At 70.8% G+C, this 20,442-nt stretch carries 12 protein-coding genes, 1 tRNA gene and 2 pseudogenes; 1 reads left to right on the plus strand and 14 read right to left on the minus strand.

Annotated features, from left to right (window positions below):
• Nucleotides 1-84 precede the first annotated feature (84 nt).
• From ACTWQO_RS41835 to bldG, 11 genes are all read right to left on the minus strand, one after another.
• A tRNA-Thr gene (locus tag ACTWQO_RS41835) sits at nt 85-158 on the minus strand.
• Between the two features lie 107 nt (nt 159-265).
• Nucleotides 266-1,930: an alpha/beta hydrolase gene (locus tag ACTWQO_RS41840; protein ID WP_443242616.1), complete on the minus strand. Its 1,665-nt coding sequence runs from the start codon at nt 1,928-1,930 to the stop codon at nt 266-268.
• A 295-nt stretch (nt 1,931-2,225) separates the two neighbouring features.
• Complete coding sequence (locus tag ACTWQO_RS41845; protein ID WP_443242617.1) at nt 2,226-3,431, minus strand: DNA polymerase III subunit delta'; 1,206 nt, start codon at nt 3,429-3,431, stop codon at nt 2,226-2,228.
• 164 nt (nt 3,432-3,595) lie between these two features.
• On the minus strand, nt 3,596-6,922 hold the full coding sequence (gene tmk / locus ACTWQO_RS41850; RefSeq protein ID WP_443242618.1) for a dTMP kinase: 3,327 nt from the start codon (nt 6,920-6,922) through the stop codon (nt 3,596-3,598).
• A 157-nt stretch (nt 6,923-7,079) separates the two neighbouring features.
• Nucleotides 7,080-9,920, minus strand: a complete 2,841-nt coding sequence (gene topA / locus ACTWQO_RS41855) for a type I DNA topoisomerase (RefSeq protein WP_443242619.1) — start codon at nt 9,918-9,920, stop codon at nt 7,080-7,082.
• Between the two features lie 248 nt (nt 9,921-10,168).
• A complete protein-coding gene (locus tag ACTWQO_RS41860) occupies nt 10,169-10,366 on the minus strand; it encodes a hypothetical protein (protein WP_443242620.1) in 198 nt (65 codons plus the stop codon).
• A 290-nt stretch (nt 10,367-10,656) separates the two neighbouring features.
• Nucleotides 10,657-12,174: a DUF7059 domain-containing protein gene (locus tag ACTWQO_RS41865; RefSeq protein WP_443242621.1), complete on the minus strand. Its 1,518-nt coding sequence runs from the start codon at nt 12,172-12,174 to the stop codon at nt 10,657-10,659.
• 99 nt (nt 12,175-12,273) lie between these two features.
• The gene (locus tag ACTWQO_RS41870; protein WP_443242622.1) at nt 12,274-12,873 is read right to left on the minus strand and encodes a small secreted protein; all 600 of its coding nucleotides are present in this window, start codon (nt 12,871-12,873) and stop codon (nt 12,274-12,276) included.
• A gap of 194 nt (nt 12,874-13,067) precedes the next feature.
• Nucleotides 13,068-15,473 carry a sodium-translocating pyrophosphatase gene (locus ACTWQO_RS41875; protein ID WP_443242623.1) on the minus strand — a complete coding sequence of 802 codons (2,406 nt, stop codon included), beginning with the start codon at nt 15,471-15,473 and terminating at the stop codon, nt 13,068-13,070.
• A 297-nt stretch (nt 15,474-15,770) separates the two neighbouring features.
• Nucleotides 15,771-16,208, minus strand: a complete 438-nt coding sequence (locus ACTWQO_RS41880; protein ID WP_210577898.1) for an ATP-binding protein — start codon at nt 16,206-16,208, stop codon at nt 15,771-15,773.
• A gap of 120 nt (nt 16,209-16,328) precedes the next feature.
• Nucleotides 16,329-16,670 (minus strand): anti-sigma factor antagonist BldG, encoded by a 342-nt coding sequence (bldG, locus tag ACTWQO_RS41885; protein ID WP_097267104.1) that lies wholly within the window; start codon nt 16,668-16,670, stop codon nt 16,329-16,331.
• 158 nt (nt 16,671-16,828) lie between these two features.
• Between bldG and ACTWQO_RS41890 the strand changes: the two genes are divergently transcribed.
• A complete protein-coding gene (locus ACTWQO_RS41890) occupies nt 16,829-19,432 on the plus strand; it encodes a DEAD/DEAH box helicase (RefSeq protein ID WP_443242624.1) in 2,604 nt (867 codons plus the stop codon).
• Here ACTWQO_RS41890 and ACTWQO_RS41895 read toward each other — a convergent pair.
• The 3 genes and pseudogenes from ACTWQO_RS41895 to ACTWQO_RS41905 all read right to left on the minus strand — a co-directional run.
• Nucleotides 19,374-19,826, minus strand: a pseudogene (locus ACTWQO_RS41895) (Rv3654c family TadE-like protein); the annotation flags it as partial. The gene ACTWQO_RS41890 and the pseudogene ACTWQO_RS41895 overlap by 59 nt on opposite strands.
• 18 nt (nt 19,827-19,844) lie before the next feature.
• Nucleotides 19,845-20,201: pseudogene (locus ACTWQO_RS41900) on the minus strand (TadE family type IV pilus minor pilin); the annotation flags it as partial.
• Nucleotides 20,188-20,397 (minus strand): DUF4244 domain-containing protein, encoded by a 210-nt coding sequence (locus ACTWQO_RS41905; RefSeq protein WP_210577896.1) that lies wholly within the window; start codon nt 20,395-20,397, stop codon nt 20,188-20,190. The gene ACTWQO_RS41905 and the pseudogene ACTWQO_RS41900, both read right to left, overlap by 14 nt.
• Between the last annotated feature and the right edge of the window lie 45 nt (nt 20,398-20,442).

The following is a 20,442-nucleotide window of genomic DNA, read 5'->3' on the forward strand; positions in this document are numbered from 1 at the left end:
AAGGCAGCACGGGCGCAGCGTCGCCGCCGCATCCGCTGAACGAGAAAGCCCAGCTCAGACGCCGTCTGAGCTGGGCTTCGAGAGAGCCGCCTTCGGGATTCGAACCCGAGACCTACGCATTACGAGTGCGTTGCTCTGGCCATCTGAGCTAAGGCGGCGCGCTGTCCGCACTATGGTGCGATCAGCAACGTCGGTAAGTCTACACAGTTTCGGGGTGTGCTCCGTACCGGCCCCGGGCCACCCGGACCCGGGCCGGTGGGGTGGGTTATGAGCAGCGCTTTCCCTTCGTCGGAGGGGTGCCGCGGAGCAGGTACGCGTTGATCGTGGAGTCGATGCAGTCGCTGCCGCGGCCGTACGCGGTGTGGCCGTCGCCTTCGTAAGTGAGGAGGCGGGCGGAGGAGAGCTGGCCGGCCAGGGCGCGGGCCCAGCGGTAGGGCGTCGCGGGGTCGCGGGTGGTGCCGACCACGACGATCGGGGCGGCGCCCTTGGCCTCGATGCGGCGCGGTACGCCCGTGGGCGCCACCGGCCAGTACGCGCAGGGCAGGGTGGCCCAGGCGAGGCCCTCGCCGAAGACCGGGGAGGCCTTCTCGAAGGTGGGGAGGTCCTTCTGCACCCCTTCGGGGGTGTCGAAGGCGGCCGGGAGGTCGAGGCAGTTCACGGCGGCGTTGGCGAACATCAGGTTCGTGTAGCGGCCGTCGGCGTCACGCTCGTAGTAGCTGTCGGAGAGGACGAGCAGGCCCGCGCCGTTCTTCTCCTTCATCGCCGAGGCCAGCGCCTCGCGCAGCTGTGCCCACGCTCCCTCGTCGTACATCGCCGCGATCACGCCGGTGGTGGCAAGGGACTCGGTGAGCGTACGGCCGTCCGCGTCGCCGGTGGTGATGGGCTGCGCGTCGAGCTTCGTGAAGAACGCCTTGAGGTTGTCGCCGACCTTCGCCGGCGCCGTGCCCTTGCCGCCGAGCGGGCAGTCCGGCTGCTGCACGCAGTCCTTCGCGAAGGACTGGAACGCCGTCTCGAAGCCCGCGGTCTGGTCGAGGTTCAGTCGGCGGGCGGGCAGCGACGGGTCCATCGCGCCGTCCAGCACCATCCGTCCGGCCCGGTCCGGGAAGAGGCCCGCGTACGTCGCCCCGAGGAACGTTCCGTACGACGCCCCCACGAAGTTCAGCCTCCGGTCCCCCAGCGCCGCCCGCACGATGTCCATGTCCCGCGCCGCCTCGGCCGTCGAGACATGGCGCAGCAGCTCGGGCGAGTCACTGCCGCAGCCCTCCGCGAACTTCTTGTACGCGTCGACGAGTTGGGTCGTCTCCCGCTCGTCGTCGGGCGTGGTGTCCGTCCGGGTGTACGTGTCCATCTCCCGCCCGTCGAGGCATTCGACGGGCTCACTGCGGGCGACCCCGCGCGGGTCCACCGCCACCATGTCGTAGCGTGCGCGGACCTCCGCCGGGTAGCCGACACCGGCGTACGCCTGCAGGTACCCGACCGCCGAGCCGCCCGGCCCGCCCGGGTTCACCAGCAGCGACCCCAGACGCTTGCCCGAGCCCGTGGCCTTCTTGCGGGCGACGGCCAGCCGGACGTCGCCGGCGTCGGGCCGGTCGTAGTCGAGCGGCGCCTTGATCGTGGCGCACTCGAACCCGGGGACCCCGCAACCGCGCCAGCCCGGTCTCTGCTCGTAGAACGGCGAGAGCGCCGCCGGCGTCGCCTGCGGCAGCGCGGCCAGCGCCGCCTCGGCCGCCGTACCGGCCGACGTCGTCGCACCTCCGGAGGAGCAGGCGGAGGCGAGCAGGGCGACTGCGGTGAGAAGTGCGGCGGCGGCAGCGGTGGTGGTGGTGCGGGGGGTGCCTGCCGTGTCCGTGGCGTGGCGGGCGGAGGGCTGGAGCCTGAGCTCGGGCTTCGGGCTCAGGCTGGTCGGTCGGGAGGCGCGCCTGATGTGCATCCAGCGAGCGTAACCCTGTGCGGTGGATTGGTTGCTGTGTGTGCAGGGTGTGGCTCGTAGGTTGCAGGTCAGGTCCCGGTCGGATGCGGGTCGGCTGTCGGTCAGACACAGGTCGGCCGACGAGCGGGCCTGCGGTGCGCCCCGCACAGGTACGGGTCCCGCCTCGGACAGTTGCTGGGCCCAGCCCGTACGACCGCCCGTCCCGGCTCGGACGACTGCGGTTGTGCCTCGTACGAGTTACGTCGTCAACACATCGGCCGGCCCCGCATGTTCGAGGATGCCGGACCGCCGCCCGTCAGCCCGCTCTCAGTGCCATCGTCATCGCCTCCACGGCCAGCAGCGGGGCCACATTGCGGTCGAGGGCGTCTCGGCAGGCGGCGATGGCTTCGATGCGGCGGAGTGTGGACTCCGGGGAGCCGGCGCGGGCGAGGCGCTGCAGGGTGTCCTCGGCGTCGGCGTTGGCAATGGCCACGCGGGAGCCGAGCTGGAGGGCGAGGACGTCGCGGTAGAAGCCGGTGAGGTCGGTCAGGGCGAGGTCGAGGCTGTCCCGCTGCGTACGCGTCCGGCGGCGCTTCTGTTTGTCCTCCAGGTCCTTCATCACGCCGGCCGTGCCCCGCGGCATCCGGCCGCCCTGAGACGCGCCCATCGCCGCCTTCAGCTCCTCGGTCTCCTTGTCGTCCCTCTCGGCGGCGAGTTGCTTGGCGTCCTCGGCCGCCGCGTCGACGAGTTCCTGCGCGGCCTTGAGGCAGCCGCCGATGTCGTCGACCCGGAGCGGCAGCTTGAGCACGGCGGCCCGGCGCTCGCGTGCGGCCGGGTCGGTGGCCAGGCGGCGGGCGTTGTCGATGTGCCCCTGGGTGGCGCGGGCCGCGGCGGCGGCGACCGGGGGCTCGATGCCCTCACGTCGTACGAGCATGTCGGCGACGGCGTCGACCGAGGGCGTCCGCAGGTTCAGATGGCGGCAGCGGGAGCGGATGGTGGGCAGCACGTCCTCGATGGAGGGGGCGCACAGCAGCCACACCGTGCGGGGGGCGGGCTCTTCGACGGCCTTGAGAACGGCGTTGGCCGACTTCTCGTTCAGCCGCTCGGCGTCCTCGACGAGGATGATCTGCCAGCGGCCGGTCGCCGGCGAGGTGAACGACTTGCGGACGGTGTCCCGCATGTCGTCCGCGAGGATCTGCGTGCCCACGGCGACCACCGTGCTGACGTCGGCGTGCATGCCGATCAGGGTCGTATGACAGCCGTCGCAGAACCCGCAGCCGGGGGCTCCGCCGAGCGCGCGGTCGGGGCTGACGCACTGCAGCGCGGCGGCGAAGGCCCGCGCCGCCTGGATGCGCCCCGCGCCGGGGGGACCGGTGAACAGCCAGGCATGCGTCATCTTGGACGCCTCTGGGGGCGGCGCGTCCGTGGCCGCGGCGGTGACCAGGGCATCGGCATCGCGAGCGGCGGCATCGAGCTGCGCGCTCACCTTCTCCTGGCCGACCAGGTCATCCCATACGGTCATGGGTCACCCCGCCCTTTCGTCACGGTCCGTGCTGTGCCATCCATTGTGGGGGGTGGCACTGACAACGGGGATCCTGAGACGGACGGGGCAGCCGAAACCGCCGAGACTATTCGGGACTGCCGGGACTGCCGGGAGCCCTCCTCTGGACGGCCCGCCGACCGAGTTCAACGCCGCCGACCGCGCCCCCCACCCCCCTCGTCGTCGAACTCGTCGCCCTCGCGCGGCCCCAGCAATTCGTCCGCCAGCGTGGGCAGATCATCCAGCGGCGTCTCCTCGGCCCAGTCGGACCGCGCCCGCCGCCGAGGCGCCCCCTCCGCATCGACCTGGGGCATCTCGCGCGTACGGTCCTGGGTCCCGTCCGGCCGCGCCTCCGCCGACTCGTCCCGGAAGAACCCCGGCGGAACCCGGTCCGCCGGATCTTCCCCCTGTACAGGAGGAAGTACCGCGGTCTCGTCCGCCGCACCGGGCGGCACCTGCGGAAGTACCGCAGTCTCATCCGCGGCACCAGGCGCCACCGGCGGCAACACAGCGGTCTCGTCCGCAGCCCCCGGAGCCACCTCCGGCTTGGGCAGCTCAGCCGTCACCTCGGACTCGCCGACCCCGGAGGAACCAGCAGCGGCCTCTCCGGAAGAACCGGCCTGACCGGTCCCGCCCTCGTCCGCATCCCCCCGCACCGGCCGCAGCACAGCCGTCTCCTCAGCCGACCGCCCGCGCGCCGCTTCCTCCGGCGTCACAACGGGCGTAGGCACCGTCACCGCGTCCGAAGCACCGCGTGCCGCGTCCGATGCCGCACCGGGCTCCGCGTCCCGGGCCCCACCCGGCGCCGTTTCCGGAGCCCCACCCGGCGCCCCAGGAGCCGTCTCCTGCCTCGGCCCAGCCTCCGCCGCAGCCGCCGCCTGCTCCGCCAGCCGGCGTGCCTCCTCGGCGCGCAGCAGTGCCTCCTCGGCCTTCCGCTGCTTCTCCAGGCGCCGCGCCTCCGCCTCGGCGCGCAGCCGGGCCTCTTCCTCGGCCTGCTTGCGCCGCCGCTCCTCCTCGGCCTTGCGGCGGGCCTCCTCCTCGGCGCGAGCCTTCTCCTCGGCGAGGAGCCGAACCCGCTCCTCCTCCGCACGCCGACGCGCTTCCTCGGCCCGCTGCCGGGCCTCCTCCGCCTGCCGTTCGGCCTCGCGCCGCTGCGCCTCCTCCAGTTCGCGCCGCTTGCGCTCCTCCTCCTCGGCGCGCAGCCGGGCGAGCTGTTCCTGGCGCTCGCGCTCCAGCCGCTCCTCCTCGGCCTTGCGGGCGGCCTCTTCCTCGGCCTTGCGCCGGGCCTCCTCCTCGGCCTTCCGGCGCGCCTCCTCGCGCGCCTGGATCTCGGCCTCGGACAGCGGCAGCATCTGGTCGAGCCGCGCGCGGACGACGGTCGTGACGGCCTCGGGCTCCTGGCCCGCGTCCACGACCAGGTACCGCCCGGGGTCAGCGGCGGCCAGCGTCAGGAAACCGGACCGCACGCGCGTGTGGAACTCGGCGGGCTCCGACTCCAACCGGTCCGGCGCCTCGGTGAACCGCTCGCGCGCGGTCTCCGGCGAGACGTCCAGCAGCACGGTCAGGTGCGGCACCAGACCGTTCGTCGCCCACCTGTTGATGCGGGCGATCTCGGTCGGGGACAGGTCACGCCCGGCCCCCTGGTAGGCCACGGAAGAGTCGATGTAGCGGTCCGAGATGACCACCGCGCCACGCTCCAGCGCGGGCCGTACGACCGTGTCCACGTGCTCCGCGCGGTCCGCCGCGTACAGCAGCGCCTCCGCCCGGTGCGACAGCCCAGCGGACGACACGTCCAGCAGGATCGACCGCAGCCGCTTGCCGACCGGCGTCGCGCCCGGCTCGCGGGTCACCACGACCTCGTGTCCCTTGGCCCGGATCCACTCGGCGAGCGCCTCGGCCTGGGTGGACTTCCCGGCGCCGTCGCCGCCCTCCAGGGCGATGAAGAAACCGGACGCGGCGGGCACCGTCTCCGGGTCGTCGCCGCCGAGCAGCGCGTCCCGCAGGTCCTGCCGCAGCGGCACACCGGAGCGGTCGTCGACCTTGGCCAGAACCAGCGCGGCCACCGGCAGCAGCAGCGCGCCGACCAGCATCAGCGTGAACGCGGCGCCGCCGTGCGCGAACACGAACTTGCCGTTCTCCAGGCGGTGGGGCCCGATGAGCGCCGCCACCAGCGGTGCGATCACCGCGCCGAGCGCCACGAAGACCCGTACGACCGCGTGCAGATGCTCGGTCGTGCGCGCCCGCCGGTGGTCCTCGGCCTCCTGGTCGAGCAGCGTGTGCCCGGTGTTGGCGGCCACGCCGGCCCCGACGCCGGCCAGCGCGACGATCAGCAGCACGGTGGTCAGATCCGGCACCAGCCCGGCGGCGAGCAGCGCGATCCCGGTGAAGGCGATGGCCAGTGCGAGCAGCCGGCGACGCGACAGGGCGGGGAGTATGGAAGGTGCCGTACGGATGCCGACGACGACACCGCCGGTCAGCGCGAGCACCAGCAGCCCGTACGTCACCGGGCCGCCGCCCAGGTCCTTGGCGTGCAGCACCGACACGGCGACGGCAGCGGCGATCGCCGCGGCCACGGCGGCGCAGGCCAGCACCAGCAGGGGCAGCGCGCCGGTGCGGCCCTTGTCGACGCCGGCGCCCGTCTTGGGCCGACGCAGTCCTTCGAGCGGCGACCGCGCGCGCGGGGTGCGGGTGCCGGGCACCTCCAGGAAGGACAGCACGGACAGGGAGGCGGCGAAGAGACCGGCCGCCACATACGACGCGAGGGCGGCCTGATGCTGCTCGAACCAGTCGATTCCGGCGCCCAGCAGATTGTTGAGCAGGCCCGCCGCGATGAGTGCGGCAGCCGCGAGGGGGATCGCCACGAAGGTCGTACGGATCGACAGGCGTCGCAGGGCGTCCAGGTGGTCCGGCAGCGGACGCACCGTCGCCCCCTCCGGGGGCGGGGCCGGCAGCAGCGCGGGCGCCGCGCTCTCCCGGCACACCGTCCAGAAGCGCTCGGCGACACCGGTCACGAAGACGGTCACCAGGAGGACGGCCAGCGCGTCGTCCGGCGTCCAGTCGATCCACAGCGGCGCCACGATCAGCAGCGCGGCCCGCAGCCCGTCCGCACCGACCATCGTCCAGCGGCGGTCGAGGGGACCGTCCTGGGACGTCAGCGAGGTGAGCGGGCCCAGCAGCACGGCTCCGAAGAGCAGCGTCGCGAGGATGCGCACGGCGAAGACGGTCGCCACTGCGAACGCCACGCCCCGGTAGCCGCCGCCGAACGAGCCCTCGGCGATGGCCACCTGGAGGGCGAGGACGACCAGCACCAGCAGCGCGAGCGCATCACCGACTCCGCCCACGAGGTGCGCGCTCCACAAGCGCTTGAGCTGCGGTTGGCGCAGCAGAGCGCGGACGGCACGCTCGCGGGAATCCGCTACCAGGGTGTCGTCGGGGGCCGGGTGAGGGGCCGTTGGCTGCTCGGCTCGGGTCATGCATTCAGCCTATCGGCAGCCACCGACAGCCCGTCGCGCCCGTCCGAACGTGCGCACGCCCCGACACCAAAGCGTTGCCGGGGCGCGCCTTTTGCGAACCAGAAGTGAAGATGCGGACGCTCACACGACGCGCGGTGAGCCTCAGTCCTCCACCGAATCAGTCCTCCACCGAAGACGCCGCCGAGTTCGAAGCCGTCGCCTTCTTGGCCGGCGCCGTCTTCGCGGCCGTCTTCTTCGCCGTCGTCGTTGTCTTCTTCGCCGCGGTCTTCTTGGCAGCCGTCTTCTTGGCCGGAGCCTTCTTCGCCGGGGCCTTCTTCGCGGCCGTCTTCTTCGCCATCTTCTTGGCGGGCGCCTTCGCCCGCTTCTCGGCGAGCAGCTCGAAGCCGCGCTCCGGGGTGATCTCCTCGACGCTGTCGCCGGACCGCAGGGTCGCGTTGGTCTCGCCGTCGGTGACGTACGGCCCGAAGCGGCCGTCCTTGACGACGACGGGCTGCCCGCTGACCGGGTCCTCGCCCAGCTCCTTCAGCGGCGGCTTGGCGGCGGCCCGGCCGCGCTGCTTGGGCTGGGCGTAGATCGCCAGTGCTTCTTCGAGGGTGATCGTGAAGAGCTGATCCTCCGACTGCAGCGAACGCGAGTCCGTGCCCTTCTTCAGGTACGGCCCGTAGCGCCCGTTCTGCGCGGTGATCTCCTGGCCCTCGGCATCCTTGCCGACGACACGCGGCAGCGACATCAGCTTCAGCGCGTCCTCGAGCGTCACCGTGTCGAGAGACATCGACTTGAACAGCGAGGCCGTACGCGGCTTGACGGCGTTCTTGCCGGTCTTCGGGGTGCCCTCGGGGAGCACCTCGGTGACGTACGGGCCGTAGCGGCCGTCCTTGGCGATGATCTGGTGGCCCGTCTCCGGGTCGGCACCCAGCTCGAAGTCCCCGCTCGGCTTGGCGAGCAGCTCCTCCGCGAGTTCGACGGACAGTTCGTCCGGGGCGAGGTCCTCGGGCACGTCCGCGCGCTGATGCTGCTCGGTGTCCTTCTCGCCGCGCTCGATGTACGGGCCGTAGCGCCCGACCCGCAGCACGATGTCGTTGCCCACGGGGAACGACGACACCTCGCGTGCGTCGATCGCGCCCAGGTCGGTCACCAGCTCCTTGAGGCCGCCGAGGTGGTCCCCGTCGCCGTTCCCGGCTTCGGCGGCGCCGACCGCGTCGCCCTCGCCGAAGTAGAACCGCCTCAGCCACGGCACGGCCTGCGCCTCGCCGCGCGCGATGCGGTCGAGGTCGTCCTCCATCTTGGCGGTGAAGTCGTAGTCGACGAGCCGCCCGAAGTGCTTCTCCAGGAGGTTGACCACGGCGAAGGACAGGAAGGACGGGACGAGTGCCGTGCCCTTCTTGAACACATAGCCGCGGTCGAGGATCGTGCCGATGATCGACGCGTACGTCGACGGGCGGCCGATCTCGCGCTCTTCGAGCTCCTTGACCAGGCTGGCCTCGGTGTAGCGGGCCGGGGGCTTGGTGGCGTGCCCGTCGACCGTGATCTCCTCGGCGCTGAGCCCGTCGCCCTCGCGCACCTGGGGCAGGCGGCGCTCGCGGTCGTCCAGCTCGGCGTTCGGGTCGTCGGCGCCCTCGACGTACGCCTTCAGGAAGCCGTGGAAGGTGATCGTCTTGCCGGACGCGCTGAACTCGACGTCCCGGCCGTCGGACGCGGTGCCACCGATCTTCACCGTGACGGAGTTACCGGTCGCGTCCTTCATCTGGGAGGCGACGGTCCGCTTCCAGATCAGCTCGTACAGCTTGAACTGGTCGCCGGTCAGTCCGGTCTCGGCAGGCGTGCGGAAGCGGTCTCCGGAGGGGCGGATCGCCTCGTGCGCCTCCTGCGCGTTCTTGACCTTCCCGGCGTACGTCCGCGGGGACGACGGCAGGTAGTCGGCGCCGTACAGCTGCGTGACCTGGGCGCGGGCCGCCCCGATGGCGGTGTCGCTCAGCGTCGTGGAGTCCGTACGCATGTACGTGATGTAGCCGTTCTCGTACAGCTTCTGCGCGATCTGCATCGTGGCCTTGGCGCCGAAGCCGAGCTTGCGGCTGGCTTCCTGCTGCAGCGTCGTCGTACGGAACGGGGCGTACGGCGAGCGGCGGTACGGCTTGGACTCGACGGACCGGACGGCGAACTGCGTCTGCTCCAGGGCGGCGGCCAGGGCGCGGGCGTTCGCCTCGTCGAGGTGGAGGATGTTCGCGCTCTTGAGTTGTCCCAGGGAGTCGAAGTCGCGGCCCTGCGCGACCCGCCTGCCGTCGACGGTCTGGAGGCGGGCGACCAGCGACGACGGGTCCGACGAATCCCCGGCGCGGCCGGTCGCGAAGGTGCCCGTCAGGTCCCAGTACTCAGCAGAACGAAACGCGATGCGCTCGCGTTCCCGCTCCACCACGAGCCGGGTGGCGACCGACTGGACACGGCCGGCCGACAGGCGCGGCATGACCTTCTTCCACAGGACCGGCGAGACCTCGTAGCCGTAGAGACGGTCGAGGATGCGGCGGGTCTCCTGGGCGTCGACGAGCTTCTGGTTGAGCTCGCGCGGGTTGGCGACGGCGGCCTGGATCGCGGCCTTGGTGATCTCGTGGAAGACCATCCGCTTGACCGGGACCTTGGGCTTGAGCACCTCCTGGAGGTGCCAGGCGATGGCCTCGCCCTCGCGGTCCTCATCGGTGGCGAGGTAGAGCTCGTCGGAGTCCTTCAGCAGATCCTTGAGCTTCTTGACCTGGGCCCTCTTGTCGGCGTTGACGACATAGATCGGCTCGAAGTCGTGCTCGACGTCCACACCGAGGCGGCGGACCTCGCCGGTGTACTTCTCCGGCACCTCCGCGGCGCCGTTGGGGAGGTCGCGGATGTGCCCGACGCTCGCTTCGACGACATAGCCGGGGCCGAGATAGCCCTTGATCGTCTTCGCCTTGGCAGGCGACTCGACGATGACGAGTCGGCGGCCGCCGTGTGCGGTGTCGCTGGTCGGGGACAACTTCGCTCTTCTCTCCGGTCGACGCTGGGGTCACTCCCCAGGCCTTGGTTCCCGGGGTCGGGTCATGCTGACGCTGCGGAGTGTGACGGTACATCCCGCCCCCGTGTCAAACGGGAAAAGCCCGCAACGGCCACTCGAACGGTAACCCGACTCCCGCCATTCCTGCCGCCCGGAGTGCCCACCGGCCTTTTCGAACCTATCCGGAGGATGACCTCCTAATTATCGAAGTCCCTGTCCCCGGGCGGTTCTCAGACGCGGGTGAAGCACCACGTTCCCAGAATCAGCGCGATCACCGCGGCGATGGTCGCGAGGGTCACCGATGCGACGGGGCTCACACCGTGGGCGACGGGTTCGCGGTGTCGTACGCGCACCGCCGTCCACACCAGCAGCCCGCCGCCGAACAGGGCGAACACCACACCCGCGAAGATCGCCGGTCCGCTCTCCATGGCTCTTCGTGCCCCTTTTCTCCCGTTCACGCGTGCCCAGTGCCGGGAGGCTGACACGTGCGGACGGCGACCCGGCGAACCTCAGGTGAACGAGGGACCGGCGCGGCTGTGGATCAACCGAGGCCGACCGTTGACCGGTCTCGGCCCGATCCCGACCGGCTCCGAACCGGGTTCCCAGGTCGACTCGATTTTGTCGCGGCACAACTTGATCGAGTTGTCGCTGCCCTTCTTCTGGCTCATTCCATTCGGCGCCGGAGCGAATACGTGCCCACCGACCGCAGGCCTCGTCCCTACGCCGGATCGAGGAATCCCTGTTCCACCAGCAGCCGGATCTGCGCGGGCGTGCGGTCGCGCAGCAAGACGGGGTCCTCGCCCATCAGTTGGGCGATGGCATCCAGGATGCGGCCCGCGCTCAGCGTGCCGTCGCAGACGCCCGCGAAGCCCGCGCCGACCGTGTCCACCTTGGTGGCCCGGCGCATCCCGCGGTGCTGGCGCAGCACCACGTGCTCCGGGTCCTCGGCGCCGGGCAGCCCGACCTGTTCCTGGACGATTTCGGCGCCGAGCCGGAAGTGGCCTTCGAGCAGGTCGGCGTCGTCGTGCGTGCGCAGGAAGTCGAGGCGGCCGAAGTGCGCCCGGACCGTCTCACCGAGCGGCTGTTCGACCGGATGCGGCCACTCCTCGACCGTCACCGAGGGCACGGCCGTGCCCGTCCTGCGCAGCGTGATCCAGCCGAAGCCGACCGCCTTCACCTTGCGCGCCTCGAACTCGTCCAGCCACGCGTCGTACCGCGCCTGGTAATCGGCCGGGTCGCCCCGGTGATCGCCGGCGTCCCTGAGCCACAGCTCCGCGTACTGCGTGACGTCCTGCACCTCGCGCTGCACGATCCACGCATCGCACCCGCGCGGCACCCACGACCTGATCCTGTCCTGCCAGTCCTCCCCCTCCACGTGCTGCCAGTTGGCGAGGAACTGCGCGAACCCGCCCTCCCGCAGCCGTTCCCCCGCCCCCTGAACGAGCGAGCGGCACAGATCGTCCCCGCCCATCCCGCCGTCCCGGTAGGTCAGCCGCGCACCCGGCGAGATCACGAACGGCGGGTTCGACACGATCAGGTCGTACGTCTCACCGTCCCGGACCGGCTCGAACAGCGAGCCCTCCCGGAGGTCTGCCCCGGGGGCACCCGACAGCGCCAGCGTGAGCGCGGTGATGTGCAACGCGCGCGGGTTGACGTCGGTCGCCGTCACGCGCGTGGCGTGCTGCACGGCGTGCAGCGCCTGGATCCCGGAGCCGGTGCCGAGGTCGAGGGCGGCGGAGACGGGCGTACGTACGGTGATGCCGGCCAGGGTCGTGGAGGCGCCCCCCACGCCCAGGACGACGCCCTCGTCCCGGCTGCCGATCCCACCGGCCCCGCCGACCGCGCACCCCAGGTCGGACACGATGAACCAGTCCTCGCCACCGGGCCCGCCGTACGGCCGTACATCCACGGTGGCCGCCACCTCGTCCCCGCCGATGGACAGCAGCCACCCGCTCTCCAGGCACTCCGCGAGCGGCAGAACGTCCGTCACGCGCGCGTGCGGCACGGGCTGCTGCAACAGGAACAGCCGTACGAGCATCTCCAGCGGCGTGTCGCCGCGGGTCGCCCGGAGCGCGGGCACGGTTTCGCTCCGTGCGAGCGCCGCGTACGCGGGCGCACCGAGCAGCTCGAGCAGTCCGTCGGCGGTGAAGGAAGCCGCGAGCAGGGCGTCCCGGAGGCGGGAGGTGATCTCGGGGCGGTCGATGGAGGGCAGCGAGGACAGGCTGGAGTTACTCACGCCCTCATTGTGACCCGCACCGGACCGCAAGGGCTCTGGGTGGGGCCGTGGTGGCGCGGCGATGAGCGCGGAGGCTCTGCGTCCGGACGCGGTGGTGCCTCAGCTGTCCGTGGCCGAGGCCGAGGCGGCCGCCTTCTTGCAGCTCTCCTGCTTGACCAGAGACTCCTTGGCGTCGCCCTCTTCCAGCTGCTTGAGCGCGGCGACCGCGTTCTTGCGCAGGGTCACCACGTCCTTCATCCCGTCCGACAGCTCGTTCAGTCCGGACGCGAACTTCGCCTGGTCCTTCGTGTTCAGCGCGTCGACCTGCTTCTTCAGATCGGCGTAGGCCGTGGAGACGGCGTTGAGCTTCTTGACGGCGTCCTGCTGCTTCGTCGCACCGTCGTCGACACCCGGAGGCGCTCCGGCGTCCTGAAGGTGGGTCGCCCGCTCCTTGAAGCCATCGGCAAGGTCTCCGAATGACTTGGAATCGACCTTCTGGAGCTCCTCGGGCTCGCTGTCCGTGGCCACCTTGTTGATCGCGGCGTCGGCAGCGGCGATCTTCGCGTTCGGCGCCGTGGCCGTGTTGCAGATCTTCTTGGCCCAGGCGTCGAGCTCCTCGTTGCCCTCGTCGCCGCTGCATGCCGACAGCGCCAGTACCAGTACCGCACCGCCGGACAGTGCGGCCGCGAGCTTCTTGTTCACCGGTTTGGTCCCTTCCATGGCTCTCGGCCCCGGAACATACACGCCGGATGGGCGACGACTGCACGCCGAAGGTCCACCAAAAACCCTTTTCATGCGATTTACACCAGAGAGAGAAGGGTCACGGCACCGGGCGTGAACACGCACGGGGCGGGCGGACGACGCGTCAATGCGCGCCGCCCGCCCGCCCCGTGAGCTGGGCGTCGTAAGACCGCCTACGAAACCACCGCGGGATCGGCCGGCTTGGCCACCCTTTCGGCGTTGCCTTCGTCACCCACGGCGATGCCACGCCGTTTGGAGACATAGACCGCGCCGATGATCACCACCAGCGAGAGGACCGCGATCGCGATGCGGACACCGACGCTCTTGTCCTCGCCGTAACTGAACTTGATGACCGCGGGCGCGATCAGCAGTGCCACCAGGTTCATGACCTTCAGCAGCGGGTTGATCGCGGGCCCCGCGGTGTCCTTGAAGGGGTCGCCGACGGTGTCGCCGATCACCGTGGCGGCGTGGGCCTCGCTGCCCTTGCCTCCGTGGTGACCGTCCTCGACGAGCTTCTTGGCGTTGTCCCAGGCGCCACCGGAGTTGGCGAGGAACACCGCCATCAGCGTGCCGGTGCCGATCGCGCCCGCGAGGAACGCGCCGAGCGCGCCGACGCCGAGCGTGAACCCGATGGCGATGGGCGCCATGACCGCCAGCAGTCCGGGCGTCGTGAGTTCCCTCAGGGCGTCCCTGGTGCAGATGTCGACGACCTTGCCGTACTCCGGCTTCTCCGTGTAGTCCATGATCCCGGGCCGTTCACGGAACTGCCGCCGCACCTCGTAGACCACGGATCCCGCCGACCGCGACACCGCGTTGATCGCCAGCCCCGAGAAGAGGAAGACGACCGCGGCGCCCGCGATGAGACCGACGAGGTTGTTGGGCTGCGAGATGTCCATCATCAGGTTCAGCGGCGCGCCCTCGCCGGTGAGTTTCTCGCCGACGTCCCGCGCGCCGGTCGTGATCGCGTCACGGTACGACCCGAAGAGCGCCGATGCCGCGAGGACCGCGGTGGCGATGGCGATGCCCTTGGTGATGGCCTTGGTGGTGTTGCCGACCGCGTCCAGGTCGGTGAGCACCTGCGCGCCGGCGCCCGTCACGTCACCGGACATCTCGGCGATGCCCTGCGCGTTGTCGGAGACCGGACCGAAGGTGTCCATCGCGACGATCACACCGACCGTGGTGAGCAGGCCGGTGCCGGCGAGCGCCACCGCGAACAGCGCCAGCATGATCGACGTACCGCCGAGCAGGAACGCTCCGTACACGCCGAGTCCGATCAACAGGGCGGTGTAGACGGCCGATTCGAGGCCGAGGGAGATACCGGCGAGGACGACGGTGGCCGGGCCGGTCAGCGAGGTCTTGCCGATGTCTCGCACCGGACGACGGGTCGTCTCGGTGAAGTAGCCGGTCAGCTGCTGGATGACAGCGGCGAGCACGATGCCGATCGCCACCGCTACGAGCGCGAGGATCCGTGGATCGCCGTCCTTGGCGGCGATGGTCGCGTCGGTGACGCCGTCGAGTTCGGCGTACGACGACGGCAGATAGATGAAGACGGCGATCGCGACCAGTACGAGCGAGATCACCGCGGAGATGAAGAAGCCGCGGTTGATCGCCGTCATGCCGCTGCGGTCGGAGCGGCGGGGTGCCACGGCGAAGATGCCGATCATGGCCGTGATCACGCCGATCGCGGGCACGAGCAGCGGGAAGCCGAGTCCGGCGTCGCCGAAGGCGGCCGAGCCGAGGATCAGCGCGGCGACGAGCGTCACGGCGTACGACTCGAAGAGGTCGGCCGCCATGCCCGCGCAGTCGCCGACGTTGTCGCCCACGTTGTCGGCGATGGTCGCGGCATTGCGCGGATCGTCCTCCGGAATGCCCTTCTCGACCTTGCCGACCAGGTCGGCGCCGACGTCGGCGGCCTTGGTGAAGATGCCGCCGCCGACACGCATGAACATGGCGATGAGGGCGGCCCCGAGGCCGAATCCCTCAAGCACCTTCGGCGCGTCGGCCGCGTACACCAGCACCACACAGGAGGCGCCCAGCAGACCGAGCCCCACTGTGAACATGCCGACGACGCCGCCCGTGCGGAAAGCGATCTTCATGGCTTTGTGCGAGACGGCGGTGAGATCCTTTTCCGGCTCACCCTCCGCCGGGGTCGCCTCGCGCGCGGCGGCGGCGACTCGCACATTGCTCCGTACGGCGAGCCACATACCGATATATCCGGTGGCTGCCGAGAACGCCGCGCCGATCAAGAAGAACACCGATCGGCCGGCGCGCTGATTCCAGTCGTCCGCGGGTAGCAGCATGAGCAGGAAGAACACGACGACGGCGAAAACGCCGAGCGTGCGCAGCTGCCGGGCCAGATAGGCGTTCGCGCCCTCCTGGATGGCTGTTGCGATCTCCTTCATGCTGTCGGTACCTTCGCCGGCCGCGAGTACCTGGCGCACCAGGACACCTGCGACCACGAGAGCCGCGAGCGCGACGACCCCGATGACCATCACGAGGATGCGGTTGTCGTCGGTCAGGACCGCGGCTGCGAAGGTAGTGGGTTGGTCAAACTGATGAGGGGTAGAAAGCCCCGCCATTCGTCCTCCTTGACGCCTGTGCTGAGCTCAAGATGTGGACGGATTCTAGGTACCCGGACCTGATCAAAACAGTGCGCGGTAAACGGAATTAGCCTTCACATGCTCTTCAGCAAATGATCGACGTCACGCCACACAACCCGAAAGCGGTAATGCCTCAAAGGCATTGACGCCTGCATTGACGCTTGATCAAATTATCGGGTGAATGATCGTGAATTCCTTCACGAATTGCCCGCGCTGCGGCAGAAAACACCAAGGGCCCTGCTCAGCAGGGCCCTTGGTGGTGAAGCGTGGTGGGACTCAGGGGAGCACCGCGGTCGGCGGCGTGGTCGGCCAGGTCATACGGATCAACCCGCCGTGCTCGCCGGCGGTGACCTCCACGTCGTCGACGAGGCCGCTGATGACCGCGAGGCCCATCTCGTCCTCCTCGGTCTCCGCATCGGGATCCTCGGCGGCGCCACCGGGCGCGCGATCCCCGGGAGCCGAACGCGGCGCCTCGTCACCGACCTCGATGGAGAACTGCTTCTCCTCCTCGATCAGCAGCACTTTGACCGGCGCCGTGATGCCGCCGCTCTGGTGCAGTCCGACGGCACGGGTGCAGGCCTCGCCGACAGCGAGTCTGACCTCGTCGAGGACGGCCTCGTCCACTCCGGCCCTGCGCGCCACCGCTGCCGCCACCAGTCGGGCGGTCCTGACGTGCTCGGGCAGCGCGCTGAAGCGGAGTTCAACGGTGGCCATGCATCCCCCTCGGAACTTCGGGCGTGCTGTCGGGGGACCGGGCTGCCGATAGCCCGGACCCCCTCATGAAATTCTTCCGTCCCGGGCACGGACGACTGATCACTGGCCCGGGCGCGGCGGTCAGTCTGTGGCCGCCACCGCTTCCTCGACCGAGGTGTGGATCGGGAACACCTTGGTGAGACCGGTGATGCGGAAGATCTTCAAAATGCGCTCCTGGTTGCAGACCAGGCGCAGCGAGCCCTCATGGGCACGCACCCGCTTCAGGCCGCCGACCAGCACGCCGAGACCGGTGGAGTCGAGGAAGTCCACGCCCTCCATGTCGACGACGAGGTGGAAACTCCCGTCATTCACCAGCTCGACGAGCTGCTCGCGCAGCTTGGGCGCGGTATAAACGTCGATTTCGCCACCGACCTTGACGATCGTGCGATCGCCGACGGTCTCGGTCGACAGGGACAGGTCCACGGATCCTCCAGCACCTTGCTATCGAGCGGTCGCCCCTCGGGACACCTCGGCAGGGCCCGGGACGGTTCGCCAGCCGCGATGGCATTCAATCACTTACGGCAGGCGTGCACGACGCCTTGGTCCCATTGTCCGTCACGCCAGTGACACACTCGGTGCCGATGGCCAAGAATCACCGATCCGATCGACCCTCGACGGACCCCGCCTCGCGCCTCGCTCCGGGCACGATCCTGGGCCGGCTCGCCGCGGGGCCGAGCCGGGCTTCGCGCATCACTCATACGGAGCACTTGCCCCCGCGCGAGGGTCGCCATGCCGTCTGGCCCGACCGGATCCGTGCCGAGGTCATCGCGGCCGTGCAGGCAGCGGGCATCGAGCATCCCTGGGCCCACCAGGCCCGAGCGGCCGAGCACGCCCTGGACGGCGACTCGGTGGTCGTCGCGACCGGCACCGCGTCCGGCAAGTCCCTGGCCTATCTGGTCCCGGTCCTGTCGACCCTCCTGGACGGTTCCGAGGCGCCGAACGGCCGCGGCACCACCGCCCTCTACCTGGCCCCCACGAAGGCCCTGGCGGCGGATCAGCGACGATCTGTGAAGGAACTTTCACAACCGCTGGGCAATTCGGTCCGGCCTGCGGTCTACGACGGCGATACGCCGTTCGAGGAACGCGAGTGGATCCGTCAGTACGCCAACTACGTCCTCACCAACCCGGACATGCTGCATCGCGGCATACTCCCGTCCCACCCCCGCTGGTCCTCCTTCCTGAAGTCGCTGAAGTACGTCGTCATCGACGAGTGCCACACCTACCGCGGCGTCTTCGGCTCCCATGTCGCCCAGGTACTGCGCCGGCTGCGCCGCCTGTGCGCGCGGTACGGCGCCTCGCCCGTGTTCCTGCTGGCCTCCGCGACCGCCGCCGAGCCGTCGGTCGCCGCCCGCCGCCTCACCGGCCTCCCGGTCGTCGAGGTCGCCGACGACGCCTCCCCGCGCGGCGAACTGGTCTTCGCCCTGTGGGAGCCCCCGCTCACCGAGCTCCAGGGCGAGAAGGGCGCACCGGTCCGCCGCACCGCCACCGCCGAGACGGCCGATCTGCTGACCGACCTCGCCGTCCAGGGCGTGCGCACGGTGGCCTTCGTACGCTCCCGGCGCGGCGCCGAGCTGATCTCGGTGATCGCCCAGGAGCGGCTGGCCGAGGTGGACCGCTCCCTCGCCCGGCGCGTGGCCGCCTACCGCGGCGGCTACCTCCCCGAGGAACGCCGCGCCCTCGAACAGGCCCTGCACTCCGGCGAACTCCTCGGTCTCGCCGCGACCACCGCCCTCGAACTCGGCATCGACGTCTCCGGGTTGGACGCGGTCCTCATCGCCGGCTACCCGGGCACACGCGCGTCCCTGTGGCAGCAGGCGGGCCGCGCGGGCCGCTCCGGGCAGGGGGCCCTCGCCGTCCTCGTAGCCCGCGACGACCCCCTGGACACCTTCCTCGTCCACCACCCCGAGGCCCTGTTCGACCAGCCGGTCGAGTCGACCGTCCTCGACCCGGACAACCCGTACGTCCTGGCCCCGCACCTGTGCGCGGCAGCGGCGGAACTGCCGCTGACCGACGACGACCTGGAGCTGTTCGGCCCCGAGACCGAGAACCTGCTGCCGCAGCTGGAGGCCGCGAAGCTGCTGCGCCGCCGGACCAAGGCGTGGCACTGGACCCGCCGCGAACGGGCCGCCGACCTGACCGACCTCCGGGGAGGCGGCGGCCAGCCGGTGCAGATCGTCGAGTCCGGCACCGGACGGCTGCTCGGCACGGTGGACGCGGGCGCCGCCCACACGACCGCGCACGAGGGCGCCGTCCACCTCCACCAGGGCCGTACCTACCTGGTCCGCTCACTGGACCTGGACGACTCGGTCGCCCTGGTCGAGGAGGCCAACCCGCCGTACACGACGGTCGCCCGCGACACGACGTCGATCTCCGTCCTGGAGACGGACGTCGAGATCCCCTGGGGCGACGGCCGCCTCTGCTACGGCTCCGTCGAGGTCACCAACCAAGTCGTCTCCTTCCTGCGTCGACGTGTCATCACCGGTGAAGTGCTGGGCGAGACGAAGCTCGACCTCCCTCCTCGTACGCTGCGCACGCGTGCCGTGTGGTGGACGGTCACCGAGGACCAACTGGACGCCGCCCGGATCAACCCGGAGATCCTCGGCGGCGCCCTGCACGCCGCCGAGCACGCGTCGATCGGCATGCTGCCCCTCTTCGCGACCTGCGACCGCTGGGACATCGGCGGCGTCTCCGTCCCGCTGCACCCCGACACGCTCCTGCCGACGGTCTTCGTCTACGACGGCCACCCGGGCGGCGCCGGCTTCGCGGAACGCGCCTTCCACACCGCCCGCTCCTGGCTGACGGCCACCCGACAGGCCATCGCGTCCTGCGAGTGCGACGCCGGGTGCCCGTCCTGCATCCAGTCCCCCAAGTGCGGCAACGGGAACGATCCGTTGCACAAGAGGGGCGCGGTACGCCTGCTCACGGTGTTGCTGCGGGGGGCTCCGGAGGAGAAGGCGCAGGAGAAGGCGGAGGAGGAGCCGGCGAGGGAGCGGGTCCCTGATCCGGCCCAGGAGCCGGCACACGATCCGGTCCAGGAACCGTCGCACGATCCGGTCCAGGAGCAGGCGCATGGTCCGGTCCAGGAGCCGGTCCCGGGTCCGATCCAGGACCCGAGGAACGGTCCGTCCCGGGAGCCGGTCCAGGATCCCGCGGCACCGTCTCCGCAGGTGCCGCCCGTGCCCTGACCTCCGCCGCGAACGGGCCCCGGCCCGATCTCGCCGTCACGTCCGAGATCTCGCCCACGACATCGCACCGCACCAGCCGCGTGCCCTGGGCTCTCGCCACCCGGTCCGCCCGGGCGCAGGCCGCGGTGCCGCCCTCCGCCCAGTGGTCGGCCGCCGCCAGCGCGGCGAGGTCCGCGGCGCCCGCCGCACGATGCCGGGTCACGACGGCCTGTCCCAGGGCGAGGACGACGCCGAACACCACACACAGCACGGCGATCGCACCGACGGTCCAGACGGTGGCGGACCCGCGGTCGGAATACCGGTCGGCGGGGCCACGGTCGGAACACCGGACGGCGGTACCCCGCTCGGAACACCGGACGGCCGAGAAGCCCCGGCGAAGACCGAAGTCGTCCATCACGCCCCCGGCCCTCAACTCCCCCACACTGTCCTCCGCCAACGCCACGGCCTCCTCCCGTACTTCGAAAGGCAACCCGTCCAGCGCCGGTGGCTTCGCCACGACCGCCACGCGAACCTGGTCCCCCTCCCGGCTGAGCGTGACCTTCGCGCCGCGGGGTGCCGCCTCGCGGGTCACTTCCACGACCGCGTCGGCCGGATCCTGGCGGGCCGCCGCGCGGGCGCCCGCCCTGGCCGCGTCCACACACTGGATCTGGGCGACCACGGCGAGCAGCAGCCCCACCAACGCCATCGCGACCATCACCATCACCGGTAGCACCACGGCCGACTCCGCCGTGACGAATCCCCGGTCCCCGTCCCGCTCACATCCCCGCATCGAGCGCCCGTTTCACGATGGCCTGCAGCTCGGCGTCGACCTGCCCGCTCGTGACCACCTTGTAGAGGACCACCGCGAACGCCACCGCCGCGACGATTCCCATCGCGTACTCGGAGGTGACCATCCCCGCGTCCCTCCGCGCCGCCCGCGCCCCGCACATCAGGGCACGCAGCCGCGCCCATACCGCCTTGTACATCTCAACCCCCGTAAGGTTCGGTTCTGTTGCTCTCTCGCTGTTGGT

Origin of the sequence: Streptomyces sp. 4N124, from assembly GCF_052245395.1 — a bacterium.
GTDB lineage: Bacteria > Actinomycetota > Actinomycetes > Streptomycetales > Streptomycetaceae > Streptomyces.